This window comes from Pseudomonas flexibilis (genome assembly GCF_000806415.1).
In the GTDB taxonomy this organism is placed as follows: Bacteria; Pseudomonadota; Gammaproteobacteria; order Pseudomonadales; family Pseudomonadaceae; genus Serpens; species Serpens flexibilis.
On the sequence record NZ_JTAK01000004.1, the window covers coordinates 251,243 to 265,422 of the forward strand.

General features: G+C 62.2%; 12 protein-coding genes. 2 read left to right on the top strand and 10 right to left on the bottom strand.

The genetic code is table 11. The features are described from left to right. The first annotated feature begins 118 nt into the window (after positions 1-118). Positions 119-976, top strand: a complete 858-nt coding sequence (locus tag PT85_RS10405; RefSeq protein WP_039606603.1) for a BUD32 family EKC/KEOPS complex subunit — start codon at positions 119-121, stop codon at positions 974-976. A gap of 34 nt (positions 977-1,010) precedes the next feature. Here the strand turns inward: PT85_RS10405 and hldE are convergent, their stop codons facing one another. Together hldE and msbA are read right to left on the bottom strand one after the other, a co-directional pair. Then, positions 1,011-2,432: a bifunctional D-glycero-beta-D-manno-heptose-7-phosphate kinase/D-glycero-beta-D-manno-heptose 1-phosphate adenylyltransferase HldE gene (hldE, locus tag PT85_RS10410; protein ID WP_039606604.1), complete on the bottom strand. Its 1,422-nt coding sequence runs from the start codon at positions 2,430-2,432 to the stop codon at positions 1,011-1,013. A 56-nt stretch (positions 2,433-2,488) separates the two neighbouring features. After that, positions 2,489-4,282, bottom strand: coding sequence for a lipid A export permease/ATP-binding protein MsbA (msbA, locus tag PT85_RS10415; RefSeq protein WP_027589056.1), 1,794 nt, complete (start codon positions 4,280-4,282; stop codon positions 2,489-2,491). A 163-nt stretch (positions 4,283-4,445) separates the two neighbouring features. Between msbA and PT85_RS17500 the strand changes: the two genes are divergently transcribed. Next, positions 4,446-5,426 carry a glycosyltransferase family 2 protein gene (locus PT85_RS17500; protein WP_052237658.1) on the top strand — a complete coding sequence of 327 codons (981 nt, stop codon included), beginning with the start codon at positions 4,446-4,448 and terminating at the stop codon, positions 5,424-5,426. A 6-nt stretch (positions 5,427-5,432) separates the two neighbouring features. Here the strand turns inward: PT85_RS17500 and PT85_RS18035 are convergent, their stop codons facing one another. The 8 genes from PT85_RS18035 to waaF form a co-directional block, all read right to left on the bottom strand. Then, positions 5,433-6,218: a lipopolysaccharide kinase InaA family protein gene (locus tag PT85_RS18035; protein WP_074467507.1), complete on the bottom strand. Its 786-nt coding sequence runs from the start codon at positions 6,216-6,218 to the stop codon at positions 5,433-5,435. A 13-nt stretch (positions 6,219-6,231) separates the two neighbouring features. Further along, positions 6,232-7,320, bottom strand: coding sequence for a glycosyltransferase (locus PT85_RS10425; RefSeq protein ID WP_234702692.1), 1,089 nt, complete (start codon positions 7,318-7,320; stop codon positions 6,232-6,234). Between the two features lie 28 nt (positions 7,321-7,348). Then, on the bottom strand, positions 7,349-8,275 hold the full coding sequence (locus PT85_RS17780; RefSeq protein ID WP_234702693.1) for a glycosyltransferase family 2 protein: 927 nt from the start codon (positions 8,273-8,275) through the stop codon (positions 7,349-7,351). A 31-nt stretch (positions 8,276-8,306) separates the two neighbouring features. Continuing rightward, entirely contained in the window at positions 8,307-9,746 is a 1,440-nt protein-coding gene (locus tag PT85_RS10440) for a lipopolysaccharide kinase InaA family protein (protein ID WP_027590163.1), read from the bottom strand. Positions 9,747-9,758: 12 nt separating this feature from the next. Further along, a complete protein-coding gene (rfaP, locus tag PT85_RS10445) occupies positions 9,759-10,580 on the bottom strand; it encodes a lipopolysaccharide core heptose(I) kinase RfaP (protein ID WP_039606608.1) in 822 nt (273 codons plus the stop codon). Between the two features lie 332 nt (positions 10,581-10,912). Further along, positions 10,913-12,025 (bottom strand): glycosyltransferase family 4 protein, encoded by a 1,113-nt coding sequence (locus PT85_RS10450; RefSeq protein WP_039606609.1) that lies wholly within the window; start codon positions 12,023-12,025, stop codon positions 10,913-10,915. Then, entirely contained in the window at positions 12,026-13,021 is a 996-nt protein-coding gene (waaC, locus tag PT85_RS10455) for a lipopolysaccharide heptosyltransferase I (protein WP_039606610.1), read from the bottom strand. It abuts the gene before it with no gap. Next, the gene (waaF, locus tag PT85_RS10460) at positions 13,022-14,056 is read right to left on the bottom strand and encodes a lipopolysaccharide heptosyltransferase II (RefSeq protein ID WP_039606611.1); all 1,035 of its coding nucleotides are present in this window, start codon (positions 14,054-14,056) and stop codon (positions 13,022-13,024) included. Positions 14,057-14,180: the final 124 nt, after the last annotated feature.

Sequence of the window (14,180 nt, forward strand, 5' to 3'; positions counted from 1 at the left end):
TGCGTGTGGGGGTTGAGGGCGCCTATGACTCGCCTGCCGCAGCCGCATGGCAGGGCAGCCAGCGGGATCGCACTGTGCGAAAATGCCGGCCCGTTTCCGGCCCCTTCAAGGATTCGTCATGCCGTACCTTGCTGGCCAGCACCCCAGCCTACCCGTCCACCTGAACCACCAGGGCATCCGCTTCCAGCTTTACCAGGCGCCCGATGCCGAACTGCTGGCTTCGATTGCCGACCAGTTCGATAGGCTGGAAGACGGCCGGCGACTGACCACCCACCAATCGGCATTTGGCCACTGCTTCATCAAGACCACGCCGATCCGCAGCCTGAGCCGCCGCCTGCGCATCACCTTTGGACTTCCCTCGCCCGGCAAAGGACTGGACTGGGAGCTGGTGGAGCTGGTCAATCATCTCCAGGCCGAGGCGCTGGGCATTCCCTGCCCGCGCCTGCTGGGCTATGGCTATCGCACCCGTGCCGGCCTGGTCGATGCCCTTTGCCTGATCTACGAATACCTGGACGGTCAGTGCGACGGCGCTGAATGGCTGGGTCGGCACCCCGAGCGCGCTCCCGAGCTGCTCGCCACGCTGTGCGAAGCCGTGCTGGACCTGCATGGGAAACGGGCCTACCCGCTGGACCTTTGGCTGGGCAATCTGATGCTGAGCCCCCAGGACCCATCGCGTCTGACCTTCATCGACTTCGAAAGCTGCTGCTTCGGCACGAGCCCGCACATCGATGCGGTGCTGGGTCTTATCTTCGGGCAGCTGTATTACGGCACGCTGAAAGCCACCTTCAGGGACTTCCTCAGCGAGGCGCAATTCGACGCCATCGTACGCCCCTACCGCGAACGACTGGCAGCACTGGACACCGACCAGTTCGAAGCCGCCTACCAGGCCGCCAAGCACACCATCGTCAACCGCAAGGCGCGGCGGCGGATTTTCAGGCAGGGGCTTCGGGGATCGAAGTTGCTTCAAGCCCACTGAATGAACAAGGCCCGGTTACCCGGGCCTTGTTCATTCACTTCTGGCGAATCTTCTCCACGATCGCCGTGGTGGAGCTGTTCTCCACCAGCCCCAGCACCTTTACCTCGCCGCCGTAGGAACGCACGAAGTCGCCACCGACCACGCCCTCGATCCCGTAGTCTCCACCCTTGACCAGCACATCCGGGCGCAATGCGTGCAGCAGGTTCTCCGGGGTGTCCTCGTCGAAGCTGGTTACCCAATCCACGGCTTCAAGGCCGGCCAGTACCGCCATACGGCGGTCGACGGCGTTGATCGGACGTCCCGGCCCTTTCAGGCGCGTCACCGAAGCATCACCGTTCACGGCCACGATCAGCCGGTCGCCCTGGGCACGGGCTTGCTCCAGGTAAGTCACGTGGCCGGCATGCAGGATGTCGAAGCAGCCGTTGGTGAAGACGATCTTCTCGCCCTGGGCGCGGGCATCCTCTATGGCCAGCTTGAGTTGTTCAAGCCCCAGGACACCGCGTTCGGAACCCTTTTCGCGCTGTACCGCGCGCCGCAGCTCCGGCGCGCTGATGGCTGCGGTGCCCAACTTGCCGACGACGATGCCGGCAGCCAGGTTGGCCAGCGCCGTCGCCTGGGGCAGCTCCTCACCCGCGGCCAGCGCGGCAGCCAGGGTGGAAATCACCGTGTCCCCGGCGCCGGTGACATCAAACACCTCGCGCGCCCGCGCTGGGAGATGAAGGGCCGGATGATCAGGGCGCAGCAGGGTCACGCCATGCTCGCTGCGGGTCACCAGCAACGCGCCCAGCTCCAGCTCACCCATCAATCGGTTGCCCTTGGCCACCAGGTCGGCCTCATCAGCGCAACGGCCCACCACCGCTTCGAACTCGGAAAGGTTGGGAGTGATCAGGCTGGCACCGCGGTAGATGGAGAAGTCCTTGCCCTTGGGGTCGGCCAGCACCGGGACGCCGCGCACGCGGGCCGCCTGGATCAGCGCCTGGTGATTCTGCAGCGCGCCCTTGCCGTAGTCGGACAGTACCAGCACCTTGACCCCGGCCAGTTGCTGCTCGACTTCAGCGATCAACGCCGCGGTATCGGTCTCGAAGGGTTCTTCGAAGTCCATGCGCAGCAACTGCTGGCTGCGACTCAGAACGCGCAGTTTCACGATGGTCGGCTGCCTGTCGATGCGCTGGAAGCGGGTGACCACGCCAGCAGCCGCCAGGCTCTGCTCCAGGCAATGAGCGGCCTCGTCCTTGCCGGTAACACCGATCAGGCGGACCGGTGCGCCTAGAGCAGCGATATTCAGGGCCACGTTGGCCGCACCGCCAGGACGGTCTTCCCGATGCTCGACCTTGACCACCGGCACCGGCGCCTCCGGAGAAATACGCGAAGTCCCGCCATGCCAGTAGCGGTCGAGCATGACATCACCGACCACCAGCACGGCGGCCTGATCGAAACGGGGCATGGACAGCTGCATGAGGACTCCAGAAGGGCGCGAAAATGCGCGCGATTCTAGCACGACGGCAGCTGAACTCAGGCCCGCTCCTCGAACTGCGTCGAATGCAGGCGCGCGTAATAGCCGTTCTGGGCCAGCAGCTCGGCATGCGTGCCACGCTCGACGATCTGGCCCTGGTCCATCACCAGAATCAGGTCGGCTTTCTCGATCGTGGACAACCGGTGGGCAATGACCAGCGTGGTCCGCCCGCTCATCACCTTGTCCAGCGCAGCCTGGATATGGCGCTCGGACTCGGTGTCCAGCGCCGAAGTGGCCTCATCGAGAATCAGCAACGGCGCGTTCTTCAACAGCGCGCGCGCGATGGCCAGGCGTTGCCGCTGACCACCCGAGAGCAACACGCCGTTCTCTCCCACTTCGGTGTCGAAGCCCTGCGGCAGCCGGTCGATGAACTCCCGTGCATAGGCCGCTTCAGCCGCCTGCTCGATGGCCTCGCGCGGTGAGCCGGCCAGATCGCCGTAAGCGATATTGTCAGCCACCGAGCCATTGAAAAGGGTCACCTGCTGGGTTACCAGCGCGATATGCCTGCGCAGATTACGCAGTCGATAATCCTGCACTTCGACACCGTCCAGCAGAATCTGACCCTCGCTGTGCTGGTAAAAGCGGGGGATCAGGTTGGCCAGCGTCGACTTGCCGCTGCCAGAGCGACCGACCAGCGCAATCATCTGCCCCGGCTCCGCGCAGAAGTTGATACCCGCCAGTACCGGCTTATCTGTGCCTGGGTAACGGAAATTCAGGTCGCGCACTTCCAGGCGCCCATTCACGTGTTGGCGCTCCACCGTTCCCTGATCCGGCTCCGGGGGTGTGTCCAGTTGCTCAAAAATGCTTTCAGCGCCGGCCAGGCCCTTCTGGATGGTGGAGCTGATTTCCGAGAGCTGCTTGATCGGCTTGGGCAGCAGACCGGCTGCAGTGATGTAGGCCACCAGATCACCTGCCGTCGCATCGCCGCGCAACAAGAGCACCAGGAACAGCACCACCGACATGCCTGTGTACGTCACCAATTGCAGGGTCGGCGTGTAGATCGAGTTGGTGCGGGTCATGCGCAGCTGGCGGTTGGTGTTATTGGCGCTGGCCTCCGAGAAACGTGCGTATTCGTAGTCCTCGCCCCCGAAGCTACGCACTACGCGGTAGCCGTGGATGGTTTCCGAGGCGACCTGGGTGACATCGCCCATCGCCACCTGGATGCGCCGGCTCTGCTTGCGGAACTTCTTGCCCGCGGTACCCACGATCACACCGATGACCGGCAGGATGGCCACCATGACCAGGGTCAGCTTCCAGTTCATCCACAGCAGATAGGTAAACAGGAAGACGACCGTCAGGCCCTCACGGATCATGATCTTGATCGCCTCAGTCGCGGCGCCGGTGACCATGGTGACGTTGTAGGTGATGCGCGAGATCAGGTGGCCCGAGTTGTGCTCGTCGAAATACCGGTTGGGCAGACGTAGCAGACTATCGAACAGCGCTACCCGCAGATCGTGCACTAACCCGAGAGAAACCTTTGACAGGAAGTAGTTGCCGAGGAAAGACCCGACGCCCTGCCATGCGGCGATGGCGACGATCATCAATGGCACCAGCTCCAGCAACCGGAAGCCCTGCAGGAACCTGATGTCGGGGAACAGCACTGCTTCGGGATTGCCCAGCCCATCGACAAAGTACTTGAGGATGCCGGCCAGCATGGGCTGGCTGGATGCGAAAATGACGTAGCCAACGATGCTCAGGGCAAAGTAGCCCGTGTAGGGCTTCACGTAGCCGAGTAGGCGGAGGTAGATGGTGAGGCTGGAGGCGCCTTCGGCGCGTGAATTGAGGCTGGTCATGCAGCTAAGGTCCCGGACGGCAGGGGGCGGATTCTACCATAGGGCATCGGGAGCTCCTGCGAGGCATTTGATAGACTGCCGACCGCGACGTCGTGGGCGCTCATGCAGAATCCATGGCGCCGGCCGACAACTTATTCTCCAGCAGTCGAGATTCGTGCTTTCAATGACCACACTCAGCGTGCTCATCCCTGTCTACAACGCCGCTCCTTACCTGGCGGAAATGCTGGATTCCGTCCTCCAGCAATCAACTCCAGCCGATCAGATCGTCATCGTCAATGACGGATCGACAGACCAATCCCTTGAGCTGCTGACGACTTATCAGCGTCGCGAAGAGCGGATTGTGCTCATTGATCAACCCAACGGCGGGGTATCGCAGGCACGCAACCGGGCTTTGGCGAGTTGCGAGGGCGAATTCGTTGCACTCATGGACAGCGACGACGTCTGTATACCTCAGCGCTTTGAAACCCAACTGAATGTATTGCGCAATCAACCTGCAGACATTTGCGGAACTTGGTTACAAAATTTCGGCGCAACCGATCGACTCAATAAATACCCGACTCGTGACGATCAAATTAAGTGGAATTACTTCTTCTTCGGGCGCACCATCCCTAACCCTAGCGCGATGTTTCGACGCACAAGCATCGGCGACAGGCGTTATATCGATGGCCTAGCGTTTGGAGAAGACTACGCGTTCTTTCTGAGCTGCCTAATTTCCAACCCGGAAATTCGACTAACCAACATCCCCAAGCCGCTTCTACGCTATCGTATCCATCCAACGCAGGCGACCCGGCGCCTGAAAGGGCAGAATATCTCCAACCTGCGAGCGATACAGGAACGACTGTTGCCCTGCGCTGCGGGAATGTCCCTTCAAGAACTCCTGCCTCTGCATTTCAAAACCTGGAAGAGCCAGCAAGCCTTGAGTGTCGACGAACTGGATTTATACCTTCCGCTCATGGCCTTTTGGAGTCACTGGCTGAGCCAACAGGCCCAGGCGCCTTGTCCGGCAGCCGATCACTGGCTGACGCTCTTGCGGCGGCATCGCGCTGCCGGCCGCGAGGCCCTGAACCTGATTTACGGTCATGCGCAACCCTATCTGCCCCGTTGGAAGATTGCCATGGATCAGGTGCTAGCCAGATTTCACTAAATGCCATCACCGAGCGGTACGCTGACGGTCGCGTACCGCTCGGTGAATGCCGAGAATCTCCCGCGAACCAGCGGCCGCACCCGAACCGGCCGCAACATAATTCTCTAAAAAAAACTCGAAATACTCTGTACTCCCCAGTTGATTCGTCAGCCGATGACCAAACTGAATGAGATTGCGCCTCTGGGCGTAACGCGGCCGAAATAATGGCGCCCGCGAGGTTCTGTCGTTATCGAAAAAAATTAAACGGCCTGCTTCATTCAAAGCCAAGTTCGGGGAAATACAATCGCCGTGAACAAACCCAGCACGATGAAAGCGATTCAACTCCGGCGCCACGCGATTGAGCAAAGACTTAATCTCCGCACACCCAAGCCCGAGCATTTGATCATATAAGTTGGTTTCCCGGCGCTCGGCACTGATAAACACATCCACAGGCCAACCAGTACGCGTGCGGCGGCGCGCCGCCAATACCGGAACAGGACATTCAAACCCGGCATTCAGCAACGATTCTGATATCCGCAGAGTCGCTAGCGCCCGAGAGGGTCGCAGCAACCATTTCAGCGATGCGAATGTCCCTCGCAGCGGGCCCTTCACTTCACTGGCACGGTAAATGACTTTGACAAAAACGACACCTTTAGGCGTTTCAGTACGCCAGACCTGCCGGGAAGGCAGATTCACAATTCGAGCACCCTCACTCTCCGCCAACCAGGTGTCGAACTTGGCGAATACATCTTCCCAGCCTGCCAGCACTAGGCCTCGCCAGCCTTCAGCGTTGAACGGGAGATAATGCGGCATCGAATCTTCCTTTTTACTCAGGCAACGCAAGCAACTCGCGGTAGTTGCGATGGTAATCCTCGATGGAATGTGCGGAACACAGGTAGCGATAACAACGCTCCCCCTGTTCCCGCAGCTGTTGCCCAGGTAGCAACAGGATTTCTCTCAGGCGCTGGGCCAGCTCGTCCGGCTGCCCGGAGGAAAAGACGCCGCCCCCGCAATCTTCAAGGATGGGCAGCAGGCTGGGAATATTCGAGCCGATCACAGGCAAATGACCACTCATACCCTCCAACAGGGCAAGAGGCAGTCCCTCGCTCAGCGAGGGCATGACAAAGACGTCGAACGCCCGCACGTAGCGCAGTGCCTGTGGCTTGGCCCCGGGCAGGAATACGCGCCCTTCCAAACCCAGACGCGCGATGGCCGCCTCCAGTTCCTCGCGACATTGCCCCTCTCCGATGATCGCGACGCTTGCCTGGGGAAATTCATCCTTCAATTGCGCAAACGCGTCCAGCAAATGGATATGTCCCTTGACCGGAACCAATCGCCCTATGGTGCCAAACAGGAAGCCGTCTGCAGGCAATTGCAATTGGCGACGCGCTTCCTCGCGATCAAGCTGCATTCGCTCGGCCGCAGCGATGTCGATGGCATTGTCGATCTGGATACAGTTGTTCTCGTCGAGACCGGCCCCGGCATTTAGCAGATACTCGCGAACGGCCCGAGATACCGCCACCACATAGCAGTTCTTCTGCAACAGGCGACGCACCTCCCGCTTCCGATGGCCGCGATCCAGATCACCAATTCCGTGCTGAACACCTACCAGGCGCTTGAATTTCAACCAGCGATTCAGCTGCAGAAACAGGCTCATCGGCTTATAGCGATGCGCCACTACCATATCGAAGCCTTCTTGCTTGGAAAAACGATAGAGGCGCCAAAGCACCCTCAGGCGCAACCCCTTGAACCAAGCGTCTGGGAATCCGAAACAAACCGTTCTAGCCCCTTTTTCGTCCCGATCCTGCGCGCGTGGTTCGCCACAAAGGAAGGCGTTAGTCACCTCGTAGCTATCCGGCAGGGCACGAATAATCTCGTCGGCTAGAACGCAGCTATTTCGCTCATAGAGCTGCACTTGGAGTATCTTCAACGGCTTATTCAAGTCAGCGCCCCAGAACCCATAACTTCAGAGCTTTTCGCGTATACGACCAGCTAAACAATGCACGCCAATCTGCCTTTACTGCCTGGCGGTAAAACTCCCACGCCTTTTCTTTTTCCCCCGCACGAGAGAACGTTCTAAAAAGCGTCAGGTACCGCTTCACAATGAATGGCCTTCGCAACACTTGCATACTTTCAGGAAGGCGCTGCGTATCAAAAACTTCCGCTATCAGTTTTTCACCCACCTGCAACCCATAATCAAGATTATGACGCAGGCTATCCTCATGCTTATAAATATAAGCCAGAGATTGAGACAAGGTAGTACATGGGTAGGATGCCAGTACCTGCGCGAAAACAGGAATATCCTCCACATTGCGGAAATGGCTTGGATACAGCCCTCTCTGGAATACATCACGATGCATGACGCAAGCGCCGTTGGAGATATTCAGCGTCTGGTCTATCAGATAGGCCCGGACCCGATCCACTGGCCGTGATGGTAGTGCTGGTGGCACGCGGGTACGCCGCCTCCCGTTGGGGTAGATTGCTTCGCTACCACCGATGACCAGACGAGTGTCCGGGTTTCGTTCTATGTGCTGCCGGATAGCTGCCAGCGCTCCCGGTGCCATCTCATCATCCGCATCGAGAAAGATCAGATAATCCCCGCGCCCCTCGGCTATGCCTCGATTGCGAACCGAGGCAAGACCGCCATTTTCCTTGCGGATACCGATAAATTTCCCAGGATGGCGCTCAGCCAGGCGCTGCATCACTTCGGGAGTTTCATCTTTCGAACCGTCATCAATGATGATCAGCTCTGAGGACTCGTCAAGCTGGCCAATGACCGACTCAGCAGCACGCTCCAGGGTCTTTGCATAGTTGTAGGCAGGGATAACCACGCTAACCAGCTTCCCTGGAGTGCCCTTATTCTCATTCACGGTGACCGCTCCTCTTGAATATCTGTCCGGCTTAGCCATCGACGTAATGGGGAAGCCGCGCATCAATCACGCTGAAAGCCGCTGCATCTGCTCGCCAGTTCTCCAGCACTCGGCGCCGATCCTTCTCGTACGCCCTCCTGAACCGGGCTCCCCAGCGGTGATACCGCATGGCATCCAGATCGATCATCACCCAGTGGTCCTGATCCCACAGCAGGTTGGTGTCCTTGAAATCGCCATGGCTGATGCGCTCGCGCAGCAGCGTCGCGAACAGTTGTTCGAGGGCGTTCACTTCGGGCTCGGGAGGGACCGTGTGAGCGTCTGGCTGCAGGTGATGCAGCAGGTCGGGCAGCGCACGAAATTCGGTGATCAGGTAGCTGCGCCCGCGCAATCCGCAGCAACGATTTTCGATGACAGCCAGGGTACGGGGAGTGGGAATGCCCAGGTACTCCAGACGATGACCGGATATCCAGCAGCGCCAGGCGCGGGTCGGCACCAGGCAACGGCGCAGCCAGTGCCGCCAGCCGAGCAGGTTGTAGCGTTTGATAACCACCGGACCGCTGTCCGTTTCCACCCGCACCACGGTGGTGGTATCACCAAGCTTGAGAGGTTTGCCACCAGCCATGGCGGCCTCGGGGTCAGCAAGAATCGCGGACAGCCGTCCCGCCTCGCCGTTGACCACTGCGGTGAGTCCACCGAGTCCACGGCTGACCTGCACGTGCTTGCCGGTGCGCCCCAGACTACGGATAAACCCGCGCATACCCTCACGCCGCATGCGCCGCGAGATGTCCAGCAGGCGCTCAAGCGGCAGAGCATGTTCTCCGTTGACCAGCAGGTAATGCACCAGCAGTTCCTCGAAGAACGGTTCGGCGCGCACCGGCAGCTGCGCAAAAAAACGGCCGAGGTCATCCAGCACCCGGTCGCGTGAAAGGGGTGTACCGGGCGTCTGAGCACGGATGGCCCCTGGATCTCGCCACCAGGTTTCACCGGCACCGCTCTGCAGCTGATCCAGGCCTGGCCGTTCGTGCCACAGGCCCTTGGCGTGAAGCGTCGCCAACGCGGCAAGCCCCGCGCCCAGGACTTCCTGCTGCCGTTCCGAAATCAGCGGCTCGCCGGCCACTCGCCGCCAACGGGCATCCAGGGCTTCGGCATTTTCGCGAGCCTCGTACAGCAGCCAGCCGCCCTGCCCCGCCTGCATACCCTCCGCGAGCAGGCGCGGCCCGGCCATGCCCTGGGCTGATAACAGTCTGGCGCCCTCACGCTCGCGGCGGAAACGCTCCGCAGCATGCCGCCCGATAAGCAGACGGGCCTGCACTGGCCCACTGCGCCAATGCCCCTGCGCCACGTAGGCTTCGGGCCCCGGCGACAGCCAACGCTCGACACGCAAAAGGCCCGGCCCTGCTGCGTCGGCCAGCTCCAGTTCCAGCGGGGTCGAGGGGGTACTGCCGGAGCCGGCCAATTCGTGCAGCTTCAATGGACAACAACCTTATGTCTGAACACCGGGTGCGTATTTTCGCCGATACCGTTCCAGCAAACGAGCCGCCTTGCGCTCCAGCCAACTGAGCAGGCTGGCCTCCCGGATCAGGATGTCGCGTAACGGCTGGCGAAAGTAGCGCTTGAGGAAGCGCAGCTTATCATTGCGCGTCAGCCCGATGTGCAAGGCAGAGAAGTACAGCCCGGCCAGGTCCTTGTCGCGCCAGCGCAGTGGAACCCGGCTGCGCACCTGGGAGCGGTGCAAATCGATCACCGACAGGCGCAGATTGTCTGGGGCAGGTGGACAGTCCGTGTGCAGCAGGAAGTGGCACAGGTAGCAGTCGCGGTGATTGAGCCCCGCCCCGTGCATGCCACGCAGCGTATCCGCCACCCGGTCAATCAGCGCCCGCTTGAGCGGCAGGGGCGGAGGCGTACGCTCCCAATCCTGGCAGTAGTCTTCGAGGCTGATGGTCGGAGCCAGCTCTTCGGTAATCAGAAAGGAATGCTGACGTGCAGGATTGAGCCCGCGACGCCCGTAGCCGACGGGCTTCAGGGTCGGGATGCCGGCCTGCTCCAAGCAGCGGATGGCCAACAGTTCCTGGCGGGCCCCGAGCACCGGCAACCGGAAGCTCAGCAGATTCTTGAAGATTTCCCGCCAGCCGATGCCGCGATGGATCTTGACGAAGTAAGCCGCCCCATCGAGCTCCACACGGAACACTACTCGGCCTTCCTTCTGCCTATAAACGGGACCGTCCAGCGCCTCGACTGCAACGAACGGGTCCTTGCCGACCCATAGGTTGTTCAAGGGCTCGGCAAGAAAAATGTCTGCCAACATCCACCTCCTGATCAGCACTCCCCTGCGTATAGCCAAGCCTAGACCAGGCGATTTGATGGGAAGTTCGATGTAAAGGCGACCAATGATACACCGCACCACACTGCGATACAGCATTGACCGCCGCCACTTCCTGTGAGCGAGTCAGACACATAGAGCACCGGCAGACGCCCGCGCCCCATCCGGCCGATTGCCGATTAAAGTCCAGCAGGGAGCATGCGCACGTGAAGCCGGGCACGAAACGAAGCAACAAGATGCCTGGCGGGCCGCTTGACCGGGCAGGGAGAAAGCGGGGGTGTTCAGTCGAGCCCGCATTGCGCGGGCCCGGTTGTGGCTCAATCGGCGAGAATCACATCCGCCGCACGCTGCGGCATCGAATAAAGATCTGCGCTGTCCGCGTAGCTCAGGCCATTGGCCGACCAGCGCTGACGAGCCTGATCATCCTCCAGCATCTGCGCCAGGCACTGATTCAATTGCGCCTGCTGGAAGGGGCTGGGCAGCACCCGGCCGGCGTCTGCCTCGGCAATGTAGTGGGCGTAACCGCAGACATCGGTAACCAGTACCGGCAGCCCGGCGACCAGCGCCTCCAGCAGCGCGGTACCGGTGTTCTCGTGGTAGGCAGGGTGAATCAGCAGGTCGGCGCCGAGCAGGAAGCGCGGCACATCGCTGCGCCCACCGAGGAACTGCACCCGCTCGGCAATGCCCAGCTGGGCCGCCTGGGCCTGGAACGCCTTGGGATTGTCCTGGCCGATCACCAGCAACCGGGTGCGCGCCCGCAACGACTCGGGTAACGCAGCCAGTGCTGCCAGGCTGCGGTCCAGCCCCTTGGTCTTGAACCCTGAGCCAAGCTGAAGAACCAGCAGATCGTTCTGGCCGCAGCCAAACTCCTCCCGCAGCTGCGCGCGGAGCGCTGCGGCATTGTCTGGCGCCCGCCGATCCGGTGAGATGCCCGGAGGCAGCAGGTGAAAGCGCTCGGCGGGGGTGCCGTAATGCCGGATGAACAACGGCTGCTGAACCTCGGAAATCATCAGGATCCGGGTTTGCGCCTCGGCGGTGAACACCGCCCGCTCGGTTTCCGAAAAATGCCGGTAGCGGCCGCCAAGACGGCTCAGCCAGCCCTTGCCGGCCATCTTGGCGGCATAACAGCCATCGGCGGCGTAATAGACGTCCAGCCCCGGCATCTTGTTGAAGCCCACCACGCGGTCCACCGGGTCGCGGGCCAGATCGGCAGATACCCAATCGATGTATTTCTGGTTACGGCTGTGGTTGCTGAACGCCTTGACCGGCACACGGCGCAGCTCGAAGCCTGCCGGCACTTCGCCGTCCCAGGACAGGCAGTAGACCCGCACGGCATGGCCACGGCGCTGGCATTCCAGGGCAATGCGCAGGAAGTCGCGCTGCAGGCCACCAAACGGGAAGTACTTGTAGAGCAGGAAGGCCAGGCGCATTCAGGGGTTCTCCGCCAACAGGCGCTGCAATTCGGGATACACGCGCACCGCATCCAGCCCCTCGAAACAGGGCTTGTCGCGGTCGCCGCTGCCGGCGTTCGGCCCGCTGGCGCACAGGTGCACCTGACCCTTGCCGTAGGCGCCGACGCGGCCGGGGCGGGTCGGGCCGTAGAGGGAGATGCTCGGCACGTCCAGCGCCGCGGCCAGGTGGCCGAGGCCGGTGTCCACCGCCACGCAGGCGCGGGCGCCGGCCAGCACGCGGGCGACGCCGACGATGTTCAGCCTGGGCAGCACCTCGACGCCGTGCAGGCCGGCGGCGATGCGTTCGGCGCGGGCCTTTTCGCCGGGGTTGCCCCACGGCAGACGGATCGCCCAGCCGTCGGCGCTCAGGCGCTCGGCCAGGGCGCGCCAGTCGGCTTCCGGCCAGTGCTTGCTGGCCCAGGTGGTGCCATGCAGGAACACGATGTAGGGGGTGGCGGACGGCTCGGCCAGCGCGGCGCGTTCCAGACCATAGTCGCCGATCGAGTCGGGCAGCGGATAACCCAGCGCCTGGGCGAACAGCTGGCGTACTCGTTCCAGGGCGTGCTGTTCCTTCGGCACGTGGAAGGTGCGGTCGTAGAAGCGGCTGGCCAGCGGCTCGCGGGCTGAGTCACGGTCCAGGCCGGCCACCGGCGCGCGACAGTAACGGGTCAGCCAGGCGCTTTTCAGCAGGCCCTGGGCATCGATCACCAGGTCGTAGTCGCCCTCACGCAGGCGCTGCTTGAACTGGCGCCACTCGCCATTCTTTAAGGTTTTCCACAGGTTCTTGCGCCAGCGGCGAATCGCTACCGGAATCACCCGCTCCACCGCCGGGTGCCAGGCGGGAATCTCGGCGAAGCCCTCCTCCACCACCCAGTCGAAGCGGATGCCGGGAAAGGCGCGCGCGGCATCGGTGAGCGCCGGCAGGGTGTGGATGACGTCGCCCATGGACGACGTCTTGATCAGCAGCACCTTCACTCATTTCACCTCGACCGGCTGCGGCACCAGGCGATCCAGCGCCTCGATCACCGCGCGCGGCTTGAGCTGGCGCAGGCAGTCGTAGTGACCGAAGCGGCAGGTGCGCTCGAAGCAGGGGCTGCATTCCAGACCCAGGCGCACGATCTCCACCTGCTCGGCCAGCGGCGGGGTGAATTGCGGCGAGGTGGAGCCGTACACGGCCACCAGCGGGCGATTCAGCGCCGCCGCCACGTGCATCAGCCCGGAGTCGTTGGACACCACCGCCGTGGCGGCGGACATCAGGTCGATGGCCTCGGCCAGCGAGGTCTGGCCGGCCAGGTTGCTGACTTCCTCGCGCAGGCCGGGAATCAGCCGCTCACGGATCGTCTCGCCACCGGGGTGGTCGTTCTTCGAGCCGAACAGCCAGACCTGCCAGCCCTGGCGGATCTTGATCTCCGCCACCTTGGCGTAATGCTCGGCCGGCCAGCGCTTGGCCTCGCCGAACTCGGCGCCGGGGCACAGCGCCAGCACCGGGCGATCCAGGGTCAGGCCGAATTTTTCCAGAGCGGCGGCACGGCTGGCCTCGTCGATCTGCAACGACGGGCGCGGATAGGGTTGTGGCAGCTCGGCGCCCGGCGCATAGGCCAGCGCCATGAAACGCTCGATCATCAGCGGGTAACGCTGCTTGTCGAGGAGGCGGATGTCGTTGAGCAGCCCATAGCGCATCTCGCCCTTCCAGCCGGTGCGCCTGGGAATACCGGCAAAGAACGGCACCAGGGCGGACTTCAGCGAGTTGGGCAGCAGGATCGCCTGGTCGTAGCGGCCCTTGAGAGACTTGCCGATACGCCGGCGGGTGGCCAGCTCCAGCACGCCATGGCCGAGCGGAAAGCTCAGGGCCTCGCGCACCTCGGGCATACGCTCGAGGATCGGCCGGCTCCACTCCGGGGCCAGCACGTCGATGGTGCAGCCGGGGTGTTGCTGTTTGAGACAGGTGAACAGCGTCTGGGCCATCACCATGTCGCCGACCCAGCTGGGTCCGATGATCAGAATGTTCATACTAGGAATTGTCCCCGTAGGGTGGGTCAGCCGCGCTCGCGGCGTAACCCACCAAGGATGTCGCCAGGCATCCGTTGGCCGCCCCTGCGGGCCGGATGGTGGGTTACGACCTGCGGCCTAACCC

Excerpts from the sequence above, each read along its gene's own strand:
- PT85_RS10405 (WP_039606603.1), top strand. The coding sequence starts at position 119 with ATGCCGTACCTTGCTGGCCAGCACCCCAGCCTACCCGTCCACCTGAAC.
- hldE (WP_039606604.1), bottom strand. The coding sequence starts at position 2,432 with ATGCAGCTGTCCATGCCCCGTTTCGATCAGGCCGCCGTGCTGGTGGTC.
- msbA (WP_027589056.1), bottom strand. The coding sequence starts at position 4,282 with ATGACCAGCCTCAATTCACGCGCCGAAGGCGCCTCCAGCCTCACCATC.
- PT85_RS17500 (WP_052237658.1), top strand. The coding sequence starts at position 4,446 with ATGACCACACTCAGCGTGCTCATCCCTGTCTACAACGCCGCTCCTTAC.
- PT85_RS18035 (WP_074467507.1), bottom strand. The coding sequence starts at position 6,218 with ATGCCGCATTATCTCCCGTTCAACGCTGAAGGCTGGCGAGGCCTAGTG.
- rfaP (WP_039606608.1), bottom strand. The coding sequence starts at position 10,580 with ATGTTGGCAGACATTTTTCTTGCCGAGCCCTTGAACAACCTATGGGTC.
- PT85_RS10450 (WP_039606609.1), bottom strand. The coding sequence starts at position 12,025 with ATGCGCCTGGCCTTCCTGCTCTACAAGTACTTCCCGTTTGGTGGCCTG.
- waaF (WP_039606611.1), bottom strand. The coding sequence starts at position 14,056 with ATGAACATTCTGATCATCGGACCCAGCTGGGTCGGCGACATGGTGATG.